Source organism: Bradyrhizobium sp. LA6.1 (assembly GCF_040547805.1).
Lineage (GTDB): Bacteria > Pseudomonadota > Alphaproteobacteria > Rhizobiales > Xanthobacteraceae > Bradyrhizobium > Bradyrhizobium barranii.
This window is the reverse complement of sequence record NZ_JBEPQK010000035.1, coordinates 1-23,204: the sequence shown is the minus strand read 5'-3', so window position 1 is coordinate 23,204 and position 23,204 is coordinate 1. Positions and strand designations below refer to the sequence as shown.

At 58.6% G+C, this 23,204-nt stretch carries 15 protein-coding genes and 3 pseudogenes; 9 read left to right on the top strand and 9 right to left on the bottom strand.

Translation table 11 applies throughout. The annotated features are described in order from the left end of the window. The first annotated feature begins 191 nt into the window (after positions 1-191). The 5 genes from ABIB99_RS42975 to ABIB99_RS42955 all read left to right on the top strand — a co-directional run bounded on the left by ABIB99_RS42975 (position 192) and on the right by ABIB99_RS42955 (position 8,441). Entirely contained in the window at positions 192-2,198 is a 2,007-nt protein-coding gene (locus tag ABIB99_RS42975) for a carbamoyltransferase family protein (protein WP_247457877.1), read from the top strand. 201 nt (positions 2,199-2,399) lie between these two features. Next, entirely contained in the window at positions 2,400-3,374 is a 975-nt protein-coding gene (locus tag ABIB99_RS42970; protein WP_247457876.1) for a nodulation protein NodZ, read from the top strand. A 931-nt stretch (positions 3,375-4,305) separates the two neighbouring features. After that, positions 4,306-5,142: an SDR family NAD(P)-dependent oxidoreductase gene (locus ABIB99_RS42965; protein WP_247457875.1), complete on the top strand. Its 837-nt coding sequence runs from the start codon at positions 4,306-4,308 to the stop codon at positions 5,140-5,142. Between the two features lie 261 nt (positions 5,143-5,403). Then, on the top strand, positions 5,404-7,161 hold the full coding sequence (gene nifA / locus ABIB99_RS42960; RefSeq protein WP_247457874.1) for a nif-specific transcriptional activator NifA: 1,758 nt from the start codon (positions 5,404-5,406) through the stop codon (positions 7,159-7,161). A 413-nt stretch (positions 7,162-7,574) separates the two neighbouring features. Continuing rightward, entirely contained in the window at positions 7,575-8,441 is an 867-nt protein-coding gene (locus ABIB99_RS42955; RefSeq protein WP_247457873.1) for an electron transfer flavoprotein subunit beta/FixA family protein, read from the top strand. A 446-nt stretch (positions 8,442-8,887) separates the two neighbouring features. Here ABIB99_RS42955 and ABIB99_RS42950 read toward each other — a convergent pair. After that, positions 8,888-9,471: pseudogene (locus ABIB99_RS42950) on the bottom strand (MFS transporter); the annotation flags it as partial. A gap of 13 nt (positions 9,472-9,484) precedes the next feature. On the opposite strand from ABIB99_RS42950, the pseudogene ABIB99_RS42945 reads away from it, so the two are divergent. Further along, positions 9,485-9,631: pseudogene (locus ABIB99_RS42945) on the top strand (MFS transporter); the annotation flags it as partial. 37 nt (positions 9,632-9,668) lie between these two features. Here ABIB99_RS42945 and ABIB99_RS42940 read toward each other — a convergent pair. From ABIB99_RS42940 to gmd, 4 genes and pseudogenes are all read right to left on the bottom strand, one after another. Then, a pseudogene (locus ABIB99_RS42940) lies at positions 9,669-9,810 on the bottom strand (MFS transporter); the annotation flags it as partial. A 132-nt stretch (positions 9,811-9,942) separates the two neighbouring features. Continuing rightward, positions 9,943-11,769, bottom strand: a complete 1,827-nt coding sequence (gene glmS / locus ABIB99_RS42935; protein ID WP_247457872.1) for a glutamine--fructose-6-phosphate transaminase (isomerizing) — start codon at positions 11,767-11,769, stop codon at positions 9,943-9,945. Positions 11,770-11,988: 219 nt separating this feature from the next. Further along, positions 11,989-12,966, bottom strand: coding sequence for a GDP-L-fucose synthase (gene fcl, locus ABIB99_RS42930; RefSeq protein ID WP_354116724.1), 978 nt, complete (start codon positions 12,964-12,966; stop codon positions 11,989-11,991). Continuing rightward, on the bottom strand, positions 12,947-14,032 hold the full coding sequence (gmd, locus tag ABIB99_RS42925; protein ID WP_354116723.1) for a GDP-mannose 4,6-dehydratase: 1,086 nt from the start codon (positions 14,030-14,032) through the stop codon (positions 12,947-12,949). Before gmd ends, fcl begins: the two co-directional genes overlap by 20 nt. Positions 14,033-15,266: 1,234 nt before the next feature. Between gmd and tnpA the strand changes: the two genes are divergently transcribed. From tnpA to tnpC, 3 genes are all read left to right on the top strand, one after another. Further along, complete coding sequence (tnpA, locus tag ABIB99_RS42920; protein ID WP_247457869.1) at positions 15,267-15,668, top strand: IS66-like element accessory protein TnpA; 402 nt, start codon at positions 15,267-15,269, stop codon at positions 15,666-15,668. After that, positions 15,665-16,012 carry an IS66 family insertion sequence element accessory protein TnpB gene (tnpB, locus tag ABIB99_RS42915; protein ID WP_247457868.1) on the top strand — a complete coding sequence of 116 codons (348 nt, stop codon included), beginning with the start codon at positions 15,665-15,667 and terminating at the stop codon, positions 16,010-16,012. The genes tnpA and tnpB overlap by 4 nt, the downstream gene beginning before the upstream one ends. A 72-nt stretch (positions 16,013-16,084) precedes the next feature. Next, positions 16,085-17,661, top strand: a protein-coding gene (tnpC, locus tag ABIB99_RS42910) for an IS66 family transposase (RefSeq protein ID WP_502917564.1) whose coding sequence is annotated in 2 segments (ribosomal slippage) — positions 16,085-16,943 and positions 16,943-17,661 — 1,578 coding nt in all. Because the reading frame shifts where the segments join, the coding sequence is not laid out codon by codon here. A gap of 400 nt (positions 17,662-18,061) precedes the next feature. Here tnpC and nolL read toward each other — a convergent pair. The 4 genes from nolL to ABIB99_RS42890 form a co-directional block, all read right to left on the bottom strand. Then, on the bottom strand, positions 18,062-19,183 hold the full coding sequence (nolL, locus tag ABIB99_RS42905) for a nodulation factor fucose acetyltransferase NolL (RefSeq protein WP_354116732.1): 1,122 nt from the start codon (positions 19,181-19,183) through the stop codon (positions 18,062-18,064). 1,078 nt (positions 19,184-20,261) lie between these two features. Beyond that, the gene (locus ABIB99_RS42900; protein ID WP_247457865.1) at positions 20,262-20,855 is read right to left on the bottom strand and encodes an aminotransferase class III-fold pyridoxal phosphate-dependent enzyme; all 594 of its coding nucleotides are present in this window, start codon (positions 20,853-20,855) and stop codon (positions 20,262-20,264) included. 485 nt (positions 20,856-21,340) lie between these two features. Beyond that, positions 21,341-21,730: a response regulator transcription factor gene (locus ABIB99_RS42895; RefSeq protein WP_247457864.1), complete on the bottom strand. Its 390-nt coding sequence runs from the start codon at positions 21,728-21,730 to the stop codon at positions 21,341-21,343. A 91-nt stretch (positions 21,731-21,821) separates the two neighbouring features. After that, entirely contained in the window at positions 21,822-22,505 is a 684-nt protein-coding gene (locus tag ABIB99_RS42890) for a response regulator transcription factor (RefSeq protein WP_247457863.1), read from the bottom strand. Positions 22,506-23,204: the final 699 nt, after the last annotated feature.

Genomic DNA, 23,204 nt, shown 5'->3' with positions numbered 1-23,204 from the left:
AAGACCTAAAGCGAAGCATCGCGTGTGCGAGAGGAGATATCGGGCGTAGCGAACTTCCAATCGCGTGCGACGCTTAAATGCGTCTCGTCAGCTAGCGATGCCTGATCGGCCCCGCGGGGACGTGCGGCCTACTCCCAAAGCAAGCGATACGAAATAGGCCGACAGGCCTCTCAGGATTAACGGAGAACAAGATGCTGTGTCTAGGATTGAGTGGCGGCCTCGACAAGGTCTATGAAAACCCCCTTGGACTACCGGACACGTTTCTGCACGACGGCGCCGCGGTACTTGTCAAGGACGGGCGCGTGATCGCTGCCGTGGAAGAGGAGCGCCTCAACCGGATCAAACATTCAAACAAGCTCCCGAGCAGTGCGATCGAATACTGTCTTGCAGCCGCGGGTGTGGAGCTTCGCGACGTCGATCGTATTGCGTTCTACGCTACTGAAGCCTATTGCAATGCAATGCTCGAACGGTTGTTCATCTCACAACCGGAAATCTCAATTCCCCTAGACGCGAATCTGCTGCTACGGCACCTTCTAGCCACGGAGTTCGGTACCCAAGTGGATCCTTCCCGGGTGTCATTCGTAGGCCACCATCAGGCCCACGCCGTGAGCGCTCTGGCCATGTCGGGTTTTGAAGAAAGTCTGGTCCTCGCGATCGACGGTTGTGGCGACTTCCTGTCGGGTCTCTTGGCTGTCGGGTCAGGCAGCGAAATGACCGAGCTTATGACGTTTCCAGAGAATAACTCTCTCGGACTGTTCTATCTGGAGACGATCCGATATCTCGGCTACGGCCTGTTCGACGAGTATAAGGTTATGGGACTGGCTCCTTACGGAGATCCCGCACGCTATCGCGAGCTCTTTTCGCAATTTTATGAGCTCTCCGCAAACGGTGGCTACCGCGTTCACCTCGAACGTATCGGCCCGGCATTGCTGCGCAGTATCGAGATCCGGCGAAAGGGAATGCCGTTCACCCAACAGCATCGAGACGTGAGCGCATCGTTGCAGGAGGCGCTGGAGCGGATCGTGTTTCACATTCTTCGGCATTACCGTGAGTCGACCGGAATGAAACGGTTGTGCCTCGCTGGCGGGGTAGCCCACAACTGCACGCTGAACGGAAAACTCCTGTATTCAGGCCTGTTCGAAGACATCTTCGTGCAGCCGGCCGCGCATGACGCCGGATGCGCATTGGGCGCGGCACTGATGGTGTCGAACGAGGCCGGGCAACCTGCGCCCCGCGAGCGATTACAGTCGGTTTATTGGGGGCCAGATGTCGGCAGCGACGACAGCATCGAACAGGAACTGAAGGGATGGGCCGGACACCTCGAGATTGAGCGGACCGCTGACGTCGCAACCAGAGCAGCCGAGTGGATGGCTGATGGCGCCGTGATCGGGTGGGTACAGGGCCGGTCGGAGTTCGGCCCTCGTGCGCTCGGCAACCGCAGTATTCTTGCGGACCCGAGGCCCGCGGCGAACAAGGACCGGATCAATGCGATGGTCAAGAAGCGCGAGAGTTATCGACCATTTGCGCCATCGGTTCTGGAGGAGGATGCGGGCGCGTTCTTTGAGCTGCCGGATGGTCGCGCAGAATACCCCTTCATGAATTTCGTCGTTCGCGTGCGTGAATCCAAGCGTGCTTTGCTGGGCGCGATCACGCATATTGATGGTACGGCTCGGCTGCAAACGGTTTCCCGCACGAACAATGCCTCCTATTGGGAACTCATCAACGCGTTCAAGAGCCGGACAGGCGTCCCGATTTTGCTTAATACGTCGTTCAACAACAATGCCGAACCGATCGTAGATTCCGTTGCCGATGCGATTACGGCGTTTTTGTCGACCGAGCTTGATGGCCTTGTGGTCGGTTCATTCCTCGTCAAGAAGCGGGCAACAATGCTCGAAAGCTGGACAGCACTCGCTGTATCACTGCCGCCCCATGTATCTCTTTACCGAGTTCGCGCTCATGCGGGCCGAGAACGCCAGGAGACAGTCTGCGAGATCCGCATGGGTCACTCCAGCCAGGACAGCGTGCGCATCTCGCATGACCTGTTCGACATGCTGATGCAAATTGAGAAGGAAGCTGTTCTTGCCGATCTTCTCGCCAGGGTCACCTCTGACAGGACTAGGCGAGAAGCTCTCGTGAACGAACTGCGCGGGCTCTGGGATCTGCGCCGTATTCGGCTGCATCCGTCAAAGACTGCGTGATCGTAGAAGGTGAGCAATGCGGAAGAGGGCTCTTTGGAGGCCTCTTGCATGACCTGCCAATCGCGGTGCCGTGGAGGAGGGCTTGCAGGTTGATTGCCTTGCGCCCAGGTGACCAGCCGTCCATTGGCGTGGATCGGAATCGCAGATGAGTAGGTGGCGCCACACAAAACTGATCTTGCGCAACGAGAAGGGTTTGATGACTTGACCAAGGAACGCTTTGTTATTTCTCGGAGGCGTACCGGCTTTGGTGACTGCCTCTGGTCGCTGGCGTCAGCCTGGTCGTACGCGCAGCGGACCGGGCGGACGCTCGTCGTTGACTGGCGCGGTTCCTGCTACATCGACCGACCGTTCAGCAACGCCTTTCCGGTGTTCTTCGAGCCGGTTGAGGACATCGCTGGGGTACCGGTGATTTGCGATGACCGGATCAACCAGCTCTCGTTTCCCGGACCGTTCTTCCCGCGGTGGTGGAATAGGCCATCGGTCGACTGCATTAATCGTCCGGATGAGCAGATCTTCCGAGAACGTGACGAACTGACCGAGCTGTTCCAAGCAAGAGAAGATAACGAAGCCAACACCATTGTCTGTGACGCCTGCCTGATGTGGCGTTGTGGCGAGGAAGCCGAACGACTGATCTTTCGGAACATCAAGCTCAGGTCTGAGATACAAGCGCGGATCGACGACTTGTATGAGAAACATTTTAGCGGCCATAGCATCATTGGCGTTCATGTTCGGCACGGCAATGGCGAAGATATCATGGAGCATGCGCCGTACTGGGCTGATTCGGAGCTCGCCCTTAGTCAGGTCTGCATGGCAATCCGTAAAGCCAAAGCCTTGCCATATCCAAAGCCCGTAAAGGTCTTTCTGTGCACGGACAGTGCACAGGTGCTCGATCGCCTATCGGGTCTGTTTCCCGATGTCTTCGCCGTACCAAAACGTTTCCAGGCCGATCGGGCAGGGCCGTTGCATAGTGCGGAAATGGGAATTGAAGGTGGAGCTTCCGCTCTCATCGACATGTATCTTCTTGCGCGCTGCGCTACCGTGATCCGCTTTCCCCCCACCAGCGCCTTCACGCGCTATGCCCGTCTGCTCGTGCCACGGATTATTGAATTCGACCAGAGCAATCCGAAGCGCTTGACCATGATCGATAATCCAAACGAGCATTTCGCGGCTTGCTGAAGCGCCAGAATGTGGGCCTGAACAATGGCGGGCTAGATCATCGGTCTGATGCTGCTTGCTTCGAAACCGTCGAGTTTCGCAACGTGTCGCAGGAACGTTGGATGGCGATTTCCGTCCCGCAAGCGACGGCTGACCGGCGCACTACCACGGATGCGGTGCGGTGGGAGGGCGAACGACTCAGAAGCGTAAGGCCAATGCCAGCGGGCGCCGGCGGCCTTGCCCCGCAATGCTTCGGGCCCTCCGGTGTAAGTCGAAGGCCGCGCAGAAAGGTTATGGTTCTGTCATCCTCCGGCCAAATCCGCCATCGCTGGCCAGACGGTGAAAAGCACGGCAATGGCAGTCCGGGTCGCCGAGGAAATCTGACGTAACAGACAGTCACGTCAGAATGTCCCAGCAGCAAGGAGGCGCAGCCGGTAGATGGATTGCCTTTGCTGGGCAACCCTTTTGCAGTCAGCTCGTTTTCTGGACGACGGTCTTGTTCATGCTCGCTCGCAGAGTCCTTTCGAACGGAGGTCTGATGAACCGCGCGGCCGGTGGCCCATCGATATTGCTCAAGAGCCGTATGTGCGGCCGCGCGTAACCAGACGAAGACAAACTTGGACGAACCGGCCATTGAATCCTGATCTCCGCCAAAGGCAGCTAATCTATCTCGTCAGCGCGCATGAGCCACAGACCACTCGTGGAGTGGTGACGCAGTGAGCTCGCCATGGAAACCCCAGCCTCTCGGCTCGAAGGCGTGGCGCACGCAGTGGGCAGAACGCGGGAGCTCGACGACAGCCATTGCTGCGGCGTTGCCGGTGTCGAAAAGCAAACAGGTCGATGTTCGGAACCTGCCATTTGCGTCCTAAAAGCGCGCCACCTGTGCCCTGCGTCGCTCTGGCCCGGATCCTGCACCAGGTGCACAGCCGAGGGGAGCGGAAGGGAGTCGCGTGTGAATCTAGGTCTATCGGATGACAATGCGGTCGCAGCTAAATCGTCGGAAACGGACCCGCGTGGTCCAATTCACGCCGATGGAGCGGGCCGTCCGCTGCGTGAGCGGAAGACGCTGGTATTGACCGGGGCATCGCGCGGTATCGGTCGCGCCACCGGAAGATTGTTCTCGGAAGCCGGTTGGCGCATCATTTCTTGCGCGCGCCAACCATTCGACGCGGTGCGCTGCCCATGGGACTCAGAGGGGGATAGCTATATCGAAGTCGACCTAAGCGATCATCGGACGCTACCGCGCGTGATTGCCCAGATAAAGGAGCGCCTTGCCGGCGCACCGCTGCAGGGACTGATAAACAATGCCGGAAACTCACCAAAAGCGCCAAACGGTGCCCGGCTTACGTCGCTGGCGACCTCAGTCGATACCTGGATGAGCGTGTTCCACCTCAATCTGGTGGCGCCGATCCTGCTCGCTCAAGGTCTGTTCGATGAGCTAAAAGCGGCTTCAGGCTCGATCGTCAATGTGACTTCGATCGCCGGAGCGCGGGTGCATCCATTTGCAGGCACGGCATATGCCACGTCGAAAGCTGCGCTCGCTTGTCTCACGCGCGAAATGGCGCACGATTACGCCTCACATGGCATTCGCGTCAATGCAATCGCGCCCGGCGAAATCAAGACGGACATTTTGTCGCCTGACACGGAAGCGCATCTTGTGCCAATGATCCCACTACGCCGGGTGGGTACACCCGAAGAGGTCGCAAAGGTCATTTTCTTCCTATGTTCAGATGCGGCAAGTTATGTCACTGGCGCCGAAGTGCCGATCAATGGCGGGCAACACTTGTGAGTGAATCCGTCCCTGGCGAACCCGGCTAACTGAGCTTCATCGATGGAAGCCATGTTGGCCGGGGCTGATCCGCGCAGTGAGTTGGAAAGAATAAGGCGGAAGATCTAGTCACTGTAAGTGCTGCCGGGGTGCCATGAAGAGGCGTCATCTCTCGCCCCCGCCCTGAGAACTGGTTGTCAGATCGAGGCAGGCATGCAACACGAGTCTAACAAGTCCGATCGAGGTGATGGGGGGGATCAAGATAGGAACGGAGAAGTCATTATGCTGGACAGCGTTTCCCTGCGCGAAAGACCAAACTCAACCTCCGACGCGGACCCTTCCGCTTCTATTCTGCCGTCGCAAGAGAAATCGCTAAGCACGATCGTTGAAATAGCGCACACGCTCACCGGCCTATGCCGGCTCGAAGCCAAACTGGCGAGCGTCATCGAGCGTCTGCCCTCGCTCATGCAGATGCGGCGCGGCATCGTATGTCTGTTCGAACATGACGGGGTGCCCCAGATCATCGTAGATGACGTCCGGAGCGAAGGGCGCGACGCGCGTTGCGGGGGCCGCTTGCCGCAAGGAGCAATCGATCAAATTGTGGCGACGGGGCGGCCCCTCGTCGTCGATAACGTAGCGCTGCATTCGATCTTCAGTCCTTCGGACGTCGAGATGCTAGACGCAGCCGGTAATACGTGTGTTGCGTTCATCGGCGTTCCCATAGAGATTGACGAGAAAGTTGTGGGTGCGCTGAGCATCGACCGCATCGCAGACAACGGGACGCATGCGCAGCTCGAGGACGACCTCGGCCTGCTGACGATGGTCGCAAGCCTTCTGGGCCAGACGGCGAAGCTGCATTGCACCTTTGTGCGCGACCGCGGGCGGCTTATGGATGAGGAGTTCCGGATGCAGAAGCAGCTGTCGTCCGAGCTCATGCCTCATGGGCGGGAGCGTAAGAAGGTCCAAGTCGAGGGAATTATCGGCGACAGTCCGGCGCTGCGCGCGATGCTTGAGAAGATCGAGCTGATCGCAAAATCGAATAGCACCGTTCTGTTGCGTGGCGAATCGGGTACCGGCAAAGAGCTGGTCGCGAAGGCTATTCACGAGCGTTCAGGCCGCGCCAAACGCCCCTTTATCAAACTCAATTGCGCAGCCCTCACCGAGACGGTGCTGGAATCCGAATTGTTCGGTCACGAGAAGGGGGCGTTTACGGGCGCATTCAACGCGCGCAAGGGTCGCTTCGAACTCGCCGACAAGGGAACGTTGTTTCTGGATGAGATTGGCGAGATCTCGGCTTCGTTTCAGGCGAAACTCCTGCGCGTGCTTCAGGAGCAGGAGTTCGAGCGGGTGGGCGGCAATCAGACGATCAAAGTCGACGTCCGCGTGATTGCAGCCACGAATAAGAATCTTGAAGAGGCGGTGGCAAGGAAGGACTTTCGTGCCGATCTCTATTATCGCATTAGCGTGGTTCCGCTGCTACTGCCGCCGCTGCGCGAACGACGCACTGATATTCCGCTTCTCGCCGCTCGATTCTTGAAGAACTTCAACAATGAGAACGGCCGTGCTCTGGTCGTCGATTCAAGTGCGATTGACGTTCTTATGAATTGCGGATTTCCCGGTAATGTCCGCGAGCTGGAGAACTGTGTGCAGCGGACCGCGACCCTGGCGCACGGATCGTCGATCGCAAGAGACGATTTTGCCTGCTGGCACGGGCAATGCCTGTCCGCCACGCTATGGAAGCCCGGGCCGGAGCAAGTGGCGCGACAGCAGAGCCCGATAATCTCACTTCCCGCGAGGCTGAGCATGCCGCCGACACAAGCTGTGGCACACGTTCAGCCGGTCGGTAGCGAACTGACGCCGCTAGAGCCACCCGGCCGACCTAGCATAGGTGCCGCCAAGGTCACAGATCGCGAGCGCGTAATCGCGGCGATGGAAAGGTCGGGGTGGGTACAGGCCAAGGCGGCGCGCCTGCTTGGACTGACGCCGCGCCAGATTGGCTATGCCTTGAGAAGGCACGGTATCGAGATCAAGCGCTTCTGAATAAAAAGTCGGCTAGCGTCTCTCTCGATCGTCGGGCGCGGTAGGAGAGCGTGCGCAAGAGGCGGTACTCTGGTCCATGAAGCGGATACGAAACCGATGTGCTCTGCTTGGGGGTGGCCATGCCGGGAGCGTAAGCCCTCTTCGCGTCAGCCGCGTGCTAGTCATCGGCTTGCAATGTATTCGCCCGATGAGAAGTGATTAGGTGTCGAACTAGCGCAAGATCGCGGCCGCGCCGTTTCTGCCGCGACTCAGATCAGAGAGAGATCACGTCCGCTTTGCGCAGCCCGTCGCAGTCCCGACAACGGTCTCACCGTCAGTCTCCAGCCGTTGCATTCGTCTCATGGGCGAAATGCCTGGGGTGGTATGACAGTTGCTATTCGTGGGGAGCCTGCTCAACATCTTAGGAGAAGCATATGCACAGCATCGTCTGCATCAAACAGGTGCCCGACTCCGCACAAATCCGCGTGCATCCTGTCACGAATACGATCATGCGTCAGGGCGTGCCGACAATCATCAACCCATATGATCTGTTCGCACTGGAAGCTGCGCTCGAGCTACGAGACAAGTTCGGCGGCGAAATCACTGTTCTCACAATGGGGCCGCCATCGGCCGAAGAATCTCTCCGAAAGGCGCTGACATTTGGTGCCGATCGTGCTGTCCTGCTCACTGATCGTAGTTTCGCGGGCTCCGACACGCTGGCGACGAGTTACGCGCTGGCGTGCGCGATTCGCAATATCGGCAAGGAATATGGCCCACCAGACGTCATATTCACCGGCAAGCAGACTATCGATGGCGATACGGCGCAGGTGGGACCTGGCATTGCGAAGAGGCTCGGGGTCCAGCAGCTTACATATGTTTTCACAATCAAAGCGTTAGACTTCAAAGTACGCACGATCGATGCGGAACGGCGCTGCGAAGGAGGAGTCCAGATGCTGCGTTCCAAGCTTCCTTGTCTCGTCAGCATGTTAGAGGCAAGCAATCAAATTCGTCGCGGTGCAATGATCGATGCCTTGCGTGCGGCCCGTGCCTCAATCGTAAAATGGAGCGCTCAAACTGCCCGCGTGGATGACATGGCCAAATGCGGTCTGAGGGGGTCGCCGACCGTCGTCAAGCGTGTCTTCGCGCCCTCCGCACGAGCGGAGAAGGCCACGTGGGTGGAAGCGGCCGAGCAGCCGGCGCAAGCGTTGATCGACGCCATGTTCAAGCGCAACCCTACGCTCGAGACGGAGCTCGCACAGCTTGCGCGCGGTACCTCATCCGCGCAAACTAGCGGTGCGTGAAGTCGCGGCTGATCGATCGGAGGCATCGATGGCCTGGGCCGTGGTCATGCATTGGCCCGTCGCTCGGTGCACCAGGCACGATTCAATCTTTTCAACCGCTCGCTAGGTTTGGCGAGCTGCGATACACTAGGTCCACCTGGGGAATTCATGCAGCCTCAAGACGTGCCCCGTTCAGTTTGCTTGACAGCGCACGTGGGCTCGCGCGAGGGATGTATCTCCCTCGCGGGAGCTCTGCCGTGTTTGAAGTAACCGCAAAGTGCGAGCGTTATCATCGCGCCGCTCGACTACAGAACGAATCGAGCGTGGCGGTAGTGCTCAGCCATTCCCGGTCAACATCAGCGACGGCTCGTCCCGATACTGCTCGATCTTGCATGCGAAGAACCGTGACCCGCAGAGTGGCACGCGGACCACCGTGAGATCACCGCAAGGACCGCCACGCACCCCGTTCAGTTCAGTCTTGGACGTGAAGGTCCCCGTGGGCGCGCTGCTAATGCGGGGGTAAATTGCGGGCTTAAGGCCCGGTTAGACCGCTGGGGTCGCGACAGCTTCGCAACTCTCTTGGTGTTTCCTGGATAAATCGTGAGTGCGGCGATAATGCCGAGGAAAGCTGCAAACATCAACCAGAAACCCGGCGAAGCCTTGTCGTCGGTCCGATCGATCAGCCAAGTCGATGCAAGCGGCGTAAAGGTGCCAAAGAGAGCTGCGGCGAGTGCGAAGGCCAAGAAAAGCAGGTTGTGCGAACGTGCTTCGGCACGATTTCGACCAAAGCGCCCAACATGGCGCCGCTATAGGTGCCAAAGTAGAACGATAACATCATCTCCACTGCCAGCATCTTGCCAAAGCTCGGGTCGGTCACAAGCCAAGACAACGCCGGATATACAGTCACCAAGGCAAGGCCGGCAATGGTCACCAAGACCGGCTTCCGACCGATTCTGTCAGAAATCGCGCCGCCAATTGGGTTCCAGATGAAGTTCGTCACCGCGACCAAAAGCGTCACCAAGAGCGTGTTCTGCGAGGACAGCTGCAATACGCGATCATCATGACTTCCGGCCGAAATGGTTGCTGCCTGGGGCTGGCGGATCCCATTCTTCCTTGGCTGCTTGATCGTTCCGCTTATCTTCTTCCTGCGCCGGACGCTGGAGGAAACTCCAGAGTTTCTGGTCATGAAGACCCACCCAACCGGCCGAGAATGACAATGCGCCGGTTCGCAACTGTGGAGGCAATGAGCTTCGCTCAAAAAATATCCGATAAGAGCCGCGACAAAGATCGCAACCTGCTGGCTCGAGGACCGAAACGATGTGTAGAAGCCGCGGTTGCCCGTAGTAGCAATCTCGGAGAGGTAGACGGATACGCCGCCAACCTCAACGCCGGGCCATGAACCGGCACAAGCCATGCGGTCGCATCGCGCCAGGAGCCGGGCAGCACATCGTAATTCGATCTGACAGAGGCTTGTGCGCATTCGGAATCTGACCACGACAAATCCAGGTCACGTCACCTTGCCTCATTCGACGGTTACCGATTTCGCGAGATTTCGGGGTTGGTCGACGTCCGTGCCCATCAGGATGGCCGTGTGGTAGGCCAGAAGCTGCACCGGAATCGCATAGACAATCGACGTAAATGTCGTACCCATCTCCGGCAGCACAATCGTCGCGAGTGAATCCATGGATACCTCTGCGGCTCCCCGAGCGTCCGTTATCAAGATAATCTTGCCGCCGCGTGCGGCAACCTCCTGCATGTTCGAGATGGTCTTTTCGAACACCCGGTCGCAGGGAGCAATGACGATTACGGGAACGCTCTCGTCGATCAAGGCGATCGGGCCGTGCTTGAGCTCACCGGCCGCATAGCCCTCGGCGTGAATATAGGAGATCTCCTTCAGCTTCAGCGCCCCCTCCAGGGCCAGTGGAAACGACGTGCCGCGACCGAGATATAGCACGTCACGCGATTTGGCGATGTCGCGTGCGAGCTTCTCGATCTGCGGCTCGCTGGCAAGCGCCGCTGTAACTAGCCGCGGAATTTCGATCAGCGCTCGCACGAGATCGACCTCGTCGCTCTCCGGCAATTCACCGCGCGCCTTGCCAGCAGCAACCGCAAGCGCCGCCAGGACGACCAGCTGGCATGTGAACGCCTTGGTCGAGGCAACGCCGATTTCAGGTCCGGCGAGTGTCTGCAACACTGTCCCGCTTTCGCGCGCAATGGTCGAACTCAGTACGTTCACGATCGAGAGGGTATGCAGGCCTTGCGATTTGGCATAGCGGAGCGCGGCCAGCGTATCGGCCGTCTCGCCGGACTGCGAGATGAAGATAGCAAGATTTCCCTTGCGCATCGGCGCCTCACGATAGCGAAATTCGGAGGCGACATCGAGCTCCACTGGAATACGAGCCAGCCGCTCGAACCAGTATTTGGCGATATGGCCGGCGTAGCCTGCCGTACCACAAGCCGTGATCGAGATATGTCCGATCTCGTTGAAGTCGAACGGAAGCTCCTGCGGCAGTGCCACGCTCTCGGTGGCGATATCGACGTAATGCGCCAGCGTCTGCCCGATCACCTCTGGCTGTTCGTGGATTTCCTTCGCCATGAAGTGGCGGTAGTTTGCTTTCTCGACGAGAACCGACGACGCGCCAGATTTCATCACCTCCCGGCGGACAACTGTGCCTTGTGCGTCGTAGACCACGCTGAAGTTGCGGTTGAGCACAGCCCAATCGCCGTCCTCAAGGTAGGTGATCAAGCCGGTAAGGGGCGCGAGCGCGATAGCATCCGATCCGAGATACATTTCGCCTTCGCCATGCCCGATCGCGAGTGGTGAGCCCTTGCGCGCACCGATCATGAGATCGTGTTGACCCTTGAACAGGATTGCAAGCGCAAACGCGCCGACTAGCCGCGGCAGCGACGCTTTTACTGCCTCCTGCGGCGAGCAGCCGTCTTTCAGATAAAAGTCGATGAGATGCGTCACCACCTCGGTGTCTGTTTCAGAGGCGAAACAGGCGCCATGCCGTTTTAGCTCCGCGCGCAGCTCGCGGAAATTCTCGATTATGCCGTTATGGACGACTGCAACATTGCCTGTTGCATGCGGATGAGCATTGTGCTCCGTCGGCTTGCCATGAGTAGCCCAGCGCGTGTGCCCAATCCCGACATGGCCTGAGAGCGGATGGCAGCGAACGCGTGCCTCAAGGTTCCTCAGCTTGCCCTCGGCGCGTCGAAGCTCGATTTGGTTTCCTTGGAGCGTTCCAATGCCCGCTGAGTCGTAGCCGCGATATTCCAGTCGCTTCAGTGAATCGATGAGGCGATCCGCGACCGGACCGCGCCCCAAGATGCCGACAATTCCGCACATTTAATCAGTTTACCTCAAGTTCAAAACAGAGCGTCCCGCAAGGCGCGCCTGACCAATTCGCTCGCTATAGTTATCGGCCAGTCTAGCCGTTCCTGCCCTCCATCGGGCACGCGGCACCCCGAGGTGCGCGAGCTCCAAGCAACACGTGGAGCCCTGTCGAATCCGCCGGAAGATCCTAACGCAACTTTCCGGCAATCGCACAATGAGCGCCGTCAGCAGTTAGCAGCTGCATGAGTCTCTCGTTTTGTCCGATGTACCCGATACCGCCAAGAAGTCCTGGTAGGTCTGTCGCATTCCATCTACAAGCCAAGTCCTCGCGCGCCAGCCGAGGCTTGCGAGGCGGCTGACGTCGAGCAGCTTGCGTGGCGTGCCGTCGGGGCGCGAGCTGTCGAAGGCGATCTCGCCGCTGTAGCCGACGACCTCGGCCACGACCCGCGCGAACTCGGCGATGGTGATGTCCTGGCCGGTGCCGATATTGATCAGCTCCGTGCTCGAATAGCTCTTCATCAGGTGCACGCAGGCATCCGCCATGTCGTCGACATAGAGGAACTCGCGCCGCGGCGTGCCGGTGCCCCACACGGCGACACTCTTTGCGCCAGCAACCTTCGCCTCGTGGAAGCGGCGGATCAGCGCGGCAACGACATGGCTCAATTCGGGATGATAATTGTCGCCGGGGCCGTAGAGATTGGTCGGCATCACGCTGATGAAGTCGCACCCGTACTGGTTGCGATAGGCCTCCGCCATCTTGATCCCGGCGATCTTGGCGATCGCGTATGGCTCGTTGGTCGGCTCCAGCGGACCCGTGAGCACCGAATCTTCGCGCAGCGGCTGTGGTGCCAGTTTCGGATAGATGCAGGACGACCCCAGAAACATCAGCTTCTCGGCGCCGTTCTGATGCGCGGCCTGGATCACGTTGGCCGCGATCGTGATGTTGTCGTAGATGAACTCCGCGCGCAGCGTGTTGTTGGCGACGATGCCGCCGACCTTGGCCGCGGCGAGGAAGATCACTTGCGGCCGCGTCTTCGCGAACCAGTCGAACACAGCGGCCTGGTTGCAGAGATCGACCTCGCGCCGGTCCACGGTGACGAGCTTGACGTCCTCCCGTTCGAGCCGGCGCGCAATCGCGCTGCCGACCATGCCGTGATGGCCGGCGACGTAGACGCTTTTGCCTGTCAGCTCAAACGGTGCGTATGCCACTCGCCGCTTCCCGTTTTGCGTCCGCCAGATCGCTCGCCATCATCTCCGCAACGAGCTCTGCAAAGCTCCGCTTCGGCTTCCAGCCAAGCACCTCGCGCGCCTTGCTGGCGTCACCGACGAGGAGATCGACCTCGGTGGGGCGGAAATAGGTCGGATCGATCTTCACGACCGTCTTGCCGCTCTTCTCATCGACGCCGGTCTCCTCGACGCCCTTGCCGCGCCATGCGATGCGGCGGCCGACATGCGCGAACGACAGCTCGACCATCTCGCGCACCGAGCGCGTCTCGCCGGTGGCGAGCACGAAGTCATCGGGCTTGTCGGCCTGCAGGATCTTGTGCATGCCCTCGACATAGTCCCTGGCATGGCCCCAGTCGCGCTTGGCTTCGAGATTGCCGAGATAGAGCGTCTCTTCCAGCCCGACCTCGATACGCGCGACGCCGCGGGTGATCTTGCGGGTCACAAAGGTCTCGCCACGGATCGGGCTCTCGTGGTTGAACAGGATGCCGTTGGACGCGAACATGCCGTAGGCTTCGCGGTAGTTCACCGTGATCCAGTAGCCGTAAAGCTTGGCGACGCCGTAGGGCGAGCGCGGATAGAACGGCGTCGTCTCCTTCTGCGGGACCTCCTGCACCAGGCCATAGAGCTCGGAGGTCGAGGCCTGGTAGAACCGCGTCTCCTTCTCCATGCCGAGGATGCGGATCGCTTCCAGCAGCCGCAGCACGCCGATGCCGTCGGCATTGGCGGTGTATTCCGGACTTTCGAAGCTTACCGCGACGTGGCTTTGGGCGGCAAGATTGTAGATCTCGGTCGGCCGGATCTGCTGCACCAGACGGATCAGGTTGGTCGAGTCCGTCATGTCGCCATAGTGCATCAGGAACGGCACGTTGCCGACATGCGGGTCCTGGTAGAGATGATCGACCCGCGCGGTGTTGAACGAGGACGAGCGCCGCTTGATGCCGTGCACGACATAGCCCAGCGACAGCAGATATTCGGCCAGATAAGCGCCGTCCTGTCCAGTCACGCCGGTAACTAGAGCGACCCGCCGTTTGCTCTCTTGGTTTGACAAATCGTTGCTCTGCACAGGCTAATGTTGGTCCCCGATCGACGACGTCAATCGCGTCTGGCCTTTTCGAATGCGGAAGCGTCACGCTCTCGAACTGCCGAGTTCTGGACTCTGTATAGGCATTGCATCAATCGCTCAACTGTACAGAGGTAAACCTTCCACATCGAAAGGGTTTTGAAGCACTATACGAAAGTTTGTAGTCCGGGAGACTTCGTTCAGCCTTCGTCAGGCGTTTCTCTATTGCGTGGGTGCGACTAATGAAACTGCGGCGCGGATCGGAGGTAAGCAGAACCGTTTGGCCGAGAAGCGTTCCACAGTGACCGCGTGATCAACTCGCGCAGTGAGCCAGCGAGTTTCCCTCATTTCGTGTCCTTGCCTAGGAGTGTTCCAGTCTTGCTGTTCATCCAGTGCAACCGCGAGCAAGCCGGGCAAACAAAGCATTGAAATTCCTTCTCTGTCGCGCAGTACTTATCATCATTGATCCATTTTTCGACAATCAAGTTGGTATCTGGCAAGCAAAAGTGAAGGCGCGCATGTTGACTCTGTGCTGTTTGAGTTCACAAAAAAACGCTACATGAATGAGGCCAGTGCTATATGGGACCTGAAGAAGATTATCGCGGCGATCACTGTCGCCATATGCCCCGGACGACGAATTCAGTAGAGAAAAGCATCTGGCGGTTCATTGCTCGCGAGTGGTCACGGAATCAACAACAATGGTGCGTCTAGCGCGCCGACGATATGGCTCAGAAGGTCGGGGCTCGGTTCGGCGACCATTCCGCCGCGGTCTTTTCCGCGCTCGCAAGCATGTCTTTGGACTGGCGGTGCTATGACCGGGCAAAGCCCGCATGTGCGTGAACAAGCCGCCTGAGCAGATGCCGGAGCCGTTGAAACTGGCGGTTTGCTGGTCCCGAGCGCCCTTCTCTTATCGATGCCCGCGACAAAGTCCCGGTTCTTGAGCAAGCTTTCTGGGACACCAGCCTGAGCTGACGGATCAACTGCGTTCTACCTCATTATCACATTTGATTTGCAGCCCCTCGGCAGAAAAAAGTCGGATGAGCTGCTCGTGGAGAGGTCGACCCGGGCCCTTAAACCACGTGCTCCTCGCTCGAATGCGCCGCAAGCAGGGTAAGTGTTAGAGGCGCGTCCTCGAAATGGATCGCTGGCTTATCGGGTTCGAACGTATCCGTCCGCTGAAGGCCGCCTTGCCAAGTGAGGCGCGGTGTTGAGAACTGTCCTTATGGACAGTGATAGGCGCAGTGCCCAAATCGAACGGCTCGAAGTAGTGGACACCGGCCGGCGGCGGCGTTGGTCCGAGGACGAGAAGCTCAAGATCGTCCTGGAGAGCTTGCAGGCGCCGCGGCAAGTCGCGGCGACTGCGCGGCGGTATGGCGTTTCGCGCTCATTGCTGCTGCGATGGCGGCGGTCGTTTCGCCCCGAGTCGAAGGAAGCCGCCGATCAAACCGGCTTCGTACCGGCGATGGTGGTCGCGGAAGCGATGCCTGGTCCAGTCCGGTCGGCCGACGGCGGAACGATCGAGATCGAGTTTGCGGCCGGAACTCGGATGCGGATCACGGGCACGGTCGATGCGGCGACGCTGAAGGTCGCGGTCGCGGCGCTGGCAGATGGGCGGCCGCGATGATCCCCATTCCGTCGGGCGTGCGGGTGTGGATTGCGACTGGCCACACCGACATGCGCCGCGGCATGAACTCGCTGGCCGTGCTGGTGCAGGAAGCCTTCATGCGCGACCCGCACGGCGGCGACCTCTATGTGTTCCGCGGCAAGAGCGGCAAGCTGATCAAGATCCTTTGGCACGATGGGTTGGGCATGTCGCTCTACGCCAAGCGGCTGGAACGCGGCCGTTTCCTCTGGCCGTCGCCGGCGGATGGCGTGGTGACCATCACCCCGGCCCAGCTTGGCTATCTTCTGGAGGGCATTGACTGGCGGATGCCGCAACACACGTGGCGGCCGCAGGCGGCCGGCTGATCGCCAGGATTTGAATCGATACCACGATCGGCGGTTCGGACAGCGACGGCAAGTTATGATTCTCTGGTTGGCATGGGCGCCGATGATTCTTTCCCTGACGATGTGACCACGCTGAAGGCGATGCTGCGCGCCGAGCGAACGGCCCGCCTGGCCGCAGAGGCGGATGCCCAGGCGCAGATATTGCTGATCGAGAAGCTCAAGCTCACGATCAGGAAGCTGCGGCACGAGCAGTTCGGACAGTCCTCGGAGCGCGGCGCATTGCTGGACCAGCTCGAGCTGCAGCTCGCCGATCTCGAGGCGAACGCCGCACAAGCCGAGACAGCGGTGCAGATGGCGGCAGCCGGCAAGATTACGGTGCCATCGTTCGAGCGCCGCAAGCCGGCGCGCCGGCCGCTGCCGGAGCATTTGCTGCGGGAGCGCATTGTCTATCCGGTGCCGGCGACCTGCCCATGCTGTGGCGACAACCGATTGCGCAAGCTCGGCGAGGACATGACCGAGACGCTGGAGCTCGTTCCACGCCAGTGGAAGGTGATCCAGCATGTGCGTGAGAAGTTCGTCTGCCGGGCCTGCGAAGCGATCACCCAGCCACCGGCTCCCTCGCACCCGATTGCGCGGGGGCGTGCAGGGCCGAAGCTGCTCGCCCATATCCTGTTCGCCAAGTACGGCCTGCACCTGCCGCTCAATCGTCAGAGCGATGTCTACCAACGTGAAGGCATCGACCTCGACGTATCGACGCTCGCGGACTGGGTGGGTGCCTCCGCGGCAGCCCTGATGCCGCTGGTCGGTGCGATCCGGAGCCATGTCTTTGCGGCCGAGCGCGTCCACGCCGACGACACCACGGTGCCGGTCCTGGCCAAGGGCAAGACGCGAACCGGCCGGCTTTGGACCTATGTACGGGACGACCGCCCGTTTGCCGGGCCAGATCCACCGGCGCCGTGTTCTTCTACTCGCCGGATCGCAGCGGCGAACATCCGGAACAGCATCTGGCGGGCTATGCCGGACTGATGCAGGCCGACGCCTACGCCGGGTTCAGCAGGCTCTACGAGCCCAATCGCAAAGGAGGCCAAATCGTCGAGGCCGCATGCTGGGCGCATGGCAGGCGCAAGTTCTTTGATCTCGCACGGCTAAGCCAAGCGCCGATTGCGGCCGAAGCGGTCAAGCGCATCGATATCCTGTTCGCCATCGAACGTGAGATCAACGGTCTTGCTCCGCAGGAGCGCCTGCGCGTGCGCCAGGAGCGTAGCCGCCGCCTTCTGATCGTCGAGCTGCAGGCGTGGTTGCGCGAACAGCGCGCCAAGCTCTCCAGGAGCAATGATACGGCCAAGGCGATCAATTACTGCCTCAGCCGCTGGGATGCATTTACTCGCTTCCTTGATGACGGGCGCCTGTGCATGTCGAACAATGCCGCCGAGCGCGAGCTACGGACTGTCGCCGTCGGCAGAAGAAATTGGACCTTCGCCGGCTCCGATGAGGGCGGCCGGCGTGCGGCTGCGATCTACACCCTCATCGCCACCGCCAAGCTCAACGACATTGATCCACAGGCTTGGCTTGCCGACGTGCTGGCCCGCCTGCCGGATCAACCCGCCAAGCGCATCCACGAACTTCTACCTTGGAATTGGCGCCCCCAGAGCGTCGCCCACGCTGCTTGAGCGCAAATCAGCCATCCGCCCAAGGCGACCTGACCGGGGGCCGTCACCGGATGCGTACAGCGCTTACGTCTCGGGTTCAGTACGGCACTCGAAAAAACATCTCGCCGAGTGTGATTGGATTAGGTTCGATCGCCAGATCTGGGTCGAAACCCGGCGGCTAGACGATTGGTGCAGCGAAGCTAATCTCAGGGCAGTCGATCTTATTTGGATGGACGCAATGGGCTGAGTTCGCCGGTGCCATGCAAACCCTCACCAATGCACGCTTCGATGGGGTTGCTCTTATGCCGATGACCGGCTCGACCGGCGGCACGCCGTCGCCGCCGGATCTGGGTTCGAACGTTATTCCTGCGGCGTCACAAGTCGATGCTATCGCAATACCCTGCCGTACAAATGCATACAGCTAGTTCATTGCAGGTTTTGCTTGCGGAAGACCTGAGCGTGGCGGCATTCCGAGGACGAGTTGCGATAGATATGGAACGCCGCGAACAATCGAGCGCACCGTTAGCGCGATCGCAATAATCGTTGCCCCGAGCATACCCGCGATGATCGACCGGGTCGTGAGATCCCAAAGGTTTCCGAACTGTACGAAATCCATGAGACGGAACACGGTACCCTGGACCAGGTAGAGCAGCAGCGTGGTCTGGCCCAACTCCACAGCGATAAAGCGGGCCATTCGATTTGAACGGCCAATGCTCCAGCATTGCAGCAGGAGTTCGATAGCGATTGCTGAGGCCGCTGCAGAGCCAACAAACATCAGAAGCACGTTTTTAGCCGACCGAAAATCGTGGATTACCCCAAGATTATTGTAGACATAGGTGTCCTTGTCCCATGCTAGAAAGCATACGCAAGTCACTATCGAGAGAAATAAGATCAGGAGCGGCTTGTGATGTCGCGATGTACTCGTCCATCGTTCTCTCGATTGAGCAAGCAAGAAGCCGAAGCAGAAGAACGGGTAAGTGAATCTGATCAGGGGTGATATGGAGAATGTCAGAGGCGCGAGTGCGACCAGTATGGCCAAGCCAGATATGACCCACGATTGGTGGTTGAGCTTGGTAGAAATCTTGAGGAGAAGATAGGAAACAAACGTCGCCCAGATGAACCAGTATGTGCCAGCGAAATCGTCTACAAATTCCAAAAGTCCGCTCGTTACGCTGGTTGCGCGCCACAATGCCGCCAGCTTAGCTGTCTCCATGAACGTCCACCAAAACAGCATCGGCAGCAAGAGCTGCTTCGCACGGTCGCTGGCGGCTCGAGTGAACGACTTTTGCAGCAGCGATCGAGAAGAAAGATATCCGCTTATCGCCATAAAGAGTGGCATGTGAAACATATAGATCGATTTGTAGTACGGCGAATACCAAAACCCGTCGTCTCGGTAGATGACATACTGAATCAGGTGCCCAACGATCACCAAAACAATGAGCGCACCTTTCGCGAAATCTAAGCTTAGATCTCGATCGTTTGCCTCTGTCGTGCGCGAACTCGGGGGGATCGTTCCAGTCCCGCGTAGCAATGCATCAAACATCTAGATATCTGTTGTTGATGAGCCGGCGGCCCGTTGTCCGCTTCTTCTGCCTCAATTTTGATCCAAACGAAAGGTGATGGCGGTAGTTTTTGGAACGGGAATAGTCAGGCCTTGAAGATGGAGCTGGCCGAGCGTCTTTGAATGCCTCGCGGAACTTTGTGGCAGGGCAGATATCTAATTTGATATATTGGTGTAGCAGTACGGGCACGGCATACTACTTGCAGACACGGTTCTGGGAGGAGGACTGTCGCGCTCTCAGTCTCCCACTCAGCCCGACGCATCTCGGACCCGGCAGATGCGTCGGGCTTCTTCGATTGGCCCAGCATAGTTGACATTTGGTCCGACACCTTCGCTTGCCGTCGAGGCGCTCACGCCAAATAGGGGCTTCTGATAGCTGAACTCGGGCACTCGCCTGCACTTCCGCAAATGCTTCGTCCCCAGCGCCGGTCGCCGGCCAACCAGCCGGTGTGATATCTCTCGTCATGGTGTTGCTCTCCTTTGGAATCAGCACCCCGAGCCTACCGGCTCAAGGTGGGCAACGCCGACCTCTTCAGAAATTCAACGAACCCGGGACATCCCCACCGCTCGTTCCTTGACGGCTTTCGTCGTAAAGCCGGCCGCCGGAGTGATTGTTGCTGCACCTATGCTGTAAACGGCTCAGGCTGGATCGCTGCTGCACAATCTACGGTCCTAATAAAGTCCGCACCCGTGCGGCTGGGCACGTGGCCACCAAGAAGCCATACCACACCATTTGACTCCATTCCGCTGCGAGCTCACCTTCGGCAGACCTCAGACTGGAAACTTAGATAGGCCAGCTCGACCAGAGTCGCTCGCGACTGCGAGCTTCTGCGGTCAAAGGTGCTGCTCGCACTCACGTGTTGTGGACCGAGGAGGGCAGCAGGCGTTCTCCGTGGATCAGCCGACTCGGCGGATCACAGATAGCGTTGGCCTTCAGGCTTCACCTTCATGATCATGGCCTCAAAACTCCTGACCATTTCGGCGGCAAGCGAGGACACACGCCAGTGACTTGTGCGGCGATGCGGTCGCTAGCAACAGTTTCTCTCGTGTGCCTACAAGTTTAGCTTGCTCGGGCTGAATTCAACGTTTCGGTCAATGACTCCTCGAATATGTCTAGGCCTTGTCCCAACGTTTCTTGGTCGATCGTAAGTGCAGGCAAGAACTTTACAACCTGATCGGTCGGTCCGCATCGCTCGATAATCAATCTCTTTTCAAACGCTCTATGTGACGTCGCCTCTGCGATTTCGGTCGTTTTGCAATCGAATCCGCATATCATGCCCCGTCCACGAACAGCAAACTTGTTTCCGTGCTGGTGCGCGATAGCATCGAGTCGACGCCGCATAAATGCGCCCAAGCGTCGGACCTGTTGCGAGAACGTCTGGTTGCGCCAATACAGATTCAAAGCCGCTTTGCCAGAAACGAGTGCAAGGTTGTTTCCTCGAAACGTCCCCGTGTGCTCGCCTGGTTCCCATGCGTCAATCGCTTCTTTGATCAGGAGCATCGATAGTGGCAAACCGTACCCACTCAGCGATTTCGACATTACAACAATGTCTGGCGACAACGCGGCGAACTCGAAACTGAAGAACTCGCCTGTAAGGCCACAGCCCATTTGGATATCGTCAACTATGAAAATAGCTCCGACCTCTTTTGCCAAAGCCTCAATTTACTGCAACCATTCCTTACCAGCGACGTTAATGCCTCCCTCTCCTTGCACGGTTTCGACGAGAATGGCGGCTGGAAGATCAGTGCCACTGCTCTCGTCCATTAATACCTTTCGCATACAATCCGCCGGACTGTGAGCGGAGCCAAAATACCCATCATAGGGCATGAACGTTGTGCCGGATAAGGGAATGCTGCTGGCTTTGCGGTAAAAGCGGTTACCGCTCGCGGCTAGGGCGCTCCTTCGTTAAAGCGATGAGGGCCTCGCCTCGTCAGATTGCGCGATCATACCAAAGGCGCCTTGTCAGGAGCCCGACGTTGCAAGTGCTTTAACCAGATGCCGAAAGTGCAACAACAACGACAGGAATGCGGCAAAAGGCGATGGTCGCCACTGGCACGCGGTAAGCACGGGCAATCGCGCATTGATCGACATCGTAAGCGCCGCGCGGCTGCGGCTTGGTCCAGACTGCTTCCCATCTTTCACGCGTTCGTTCCACCCCGATGCTCGCGAAGCGATGCATCGAGGCAGGCGCTCAACGCCAAGTAGGCAAAGGGTTTGGCAAAAAAACCGGTTACGCCCGCGCTCAACGCGCGGGCTCGCGTGCGATCATCTGCGAAGGCAGTCATCAAGATGAATGGTGCAGCATGGCCCTGGGCTCGCATCTGTTCCAAAAGTTCAAAGCCGCTCATCATGGGCATCTGCACGTCTGCGATGACACAGGACGTGTCGTTCAATTGAGACGACCGCAAAAATTCCTCAGCCGATGCAAACGTATGAACGATGTGGCCCTGCGATTTCAAAAGGTTGTTCAGTGCGGCACGAATCGAAGGATCGTCGTCAACAACGGAAACAGTTGAATACCTAGACAAGACGACCTGTTCTTAGTTGGGCGAAGGCGCTGGCCGAAGCATGACGGCCAGCAGAAGGGTGCACGTGTACGACGAAATTGTAAAATCATACTTAGGTTTGTACCCTGAAACGGTCGGTCCCAATTCCCAGCCTCTCAGCCATCCTGATCAAATCGGCTAGCGATCGAGCTCCCATCTTCTTCATCACGTGGCCGCGATAGATCTTGATTGTAATCTCGGCGAGCCCGAGTTCCGCGGCTACCTGTTTGTTCAATAGGCCGGCGGCGACCAGTTTCAACACATCCTGCTCTCGTGGACTTAGTGCCTCAAACAAGGACTGCAGCCTGCTGACCACCTTGTCTACACCTCGTCTCTTCCGATCCTGTTCGATAGCTGCGACTACGCCATCGAGTAGTTCCTGATCGCGAAACGGCTTGCTGAGAAAATCGATTGCTCCACTCTTCATGGCTTTGACGGTCATCGGAATATCGCCATGAGCGGTGATGAAAATGATGGGAATGTGAATCTTCAGTTTGTCTAACTCATTCTGGAGCTCAAGGCCGCTCAATCCCGGCAGCCTGATGTCAAGCACAAGGCAGCTAGGAACATCAGGGAGCTCGCTCTGGAGCATTTCTCGGGCGGATCCGTAAGCAACGACATCTAGACCGATCGAACGAAATAGGTTGACCAGCGATTCGCGCATTGAGAGGTCATCGTCGACGACGAAGACGCTCGGCCTCACCTCAGGCCCGACGACATTTGGGGCTTCCTTCCGGGGTTCAGAGCGCTCGGTCACGATAAGAGCCTCACTTGTACGATTTACAGTAGACTTACTGCCTCACTACGACCTTTGATTGATCGCATAGGCTTTCGAGGACTTTTGCGCAGTGCAAATCTTTGAAATGTTCCAGGTATGTGACTGGTCAGCCATTCGCGCCAGCGTGACGCATTACAGGAAAGTGTAGCAAAAACCACCCGACTGGTCGAGAACTGCCTTTCGCATCTGTCCGCCGTCGCGTTGGATCGGCCCCGCGGCATCGATCAAATCGATCAGCAGCCGATCGAGAAACACCGAATCCAGAACTTGTGGCGCTCGCTTTAGCGGCGGCGCGTGTCGCCTGGCCTTCACGAGTGAGGCTGCAGCGGACGGCTCATTATGCGGCTGAAGGATCAGAATGCCCGTCGCTTTGGTAGTCGAATGCGGGGGGCGAGCTGAGCGAATTGGCGCGATTGTGCCTGTGCATGCGCCGATCTCGCCGGCGTTGAGATCGGCAAGCGGCGTAGACTATCGCACCCGTACTAAGGAAAATAGACATTAGAACGAGTAGCAGCGGCATCAGCCCACGAACTCTTCTTGTTGCGTCGTCAGAGCGCCTGTGAGTTGCTCTTTGCGAGGTTGGTGTGTTTCGGCATGGAATAAGGACCCCGTTTTCGGGGTGATCGGCATCCAATCGGGACCCCGAGATAAGGGTCCACAGTGGCTTCCATCGAGTCA

What these genes read in the sequence shown, in the direction of transcription:
- ABIB99_RS42975 (WP_247457877.1), top strand. Translation starts at nt 192, where the DNA reads ATGCTGTGTCTAGGATTGAGTGGCGGCCTCGACAAGGTCTATGAAAAC.
- nifA (WP_247457874.1), top strand. Translation starts at nt 5,404, where the DNA reads ATGCTGGACAGCGTTTCCCTGCGCGAAAGACCAAACTCAACCTCCGAC.
- ABIB99_RS42955 (WP_247457873.1), top strand. Translation starts at nt 7,575, where the DNA reads ATGCACAGCATCGTCTGCATCAAACAGGTGCCCGACTCCGCACAAATC.
- glmS (WP_247457872.1), bottom strand. Translation starts at nt 11,769, where the DNA reads ATGTGCGGAATTGTCGGCATCTTGGGGCGCGGTCCGGTCGCGGATCGC.
- tnpA (WP_247457869.1), top strand. Translation starts at nt 15,267, where the DNA reads ATGGACAGTGATAGGCGCAGTGCCCAAATCGAACGGCTCGAAGTAGTG.
- tnpB (WP_247457868.1), top strand. Translation starts at nt 15,665, where the DNA reads ATGATCCCCATTCCGTCGGGCGTGCGGGTGTGGATTGCGACTGGCCAC.
- nolL (WP_354116732.1), bottom strand. Translation starts at nt 19,183, where the DNA reads ATGTTTGATGCATTGCTACGCGGGACTGGAACGATCCCCCCGAGTTCG.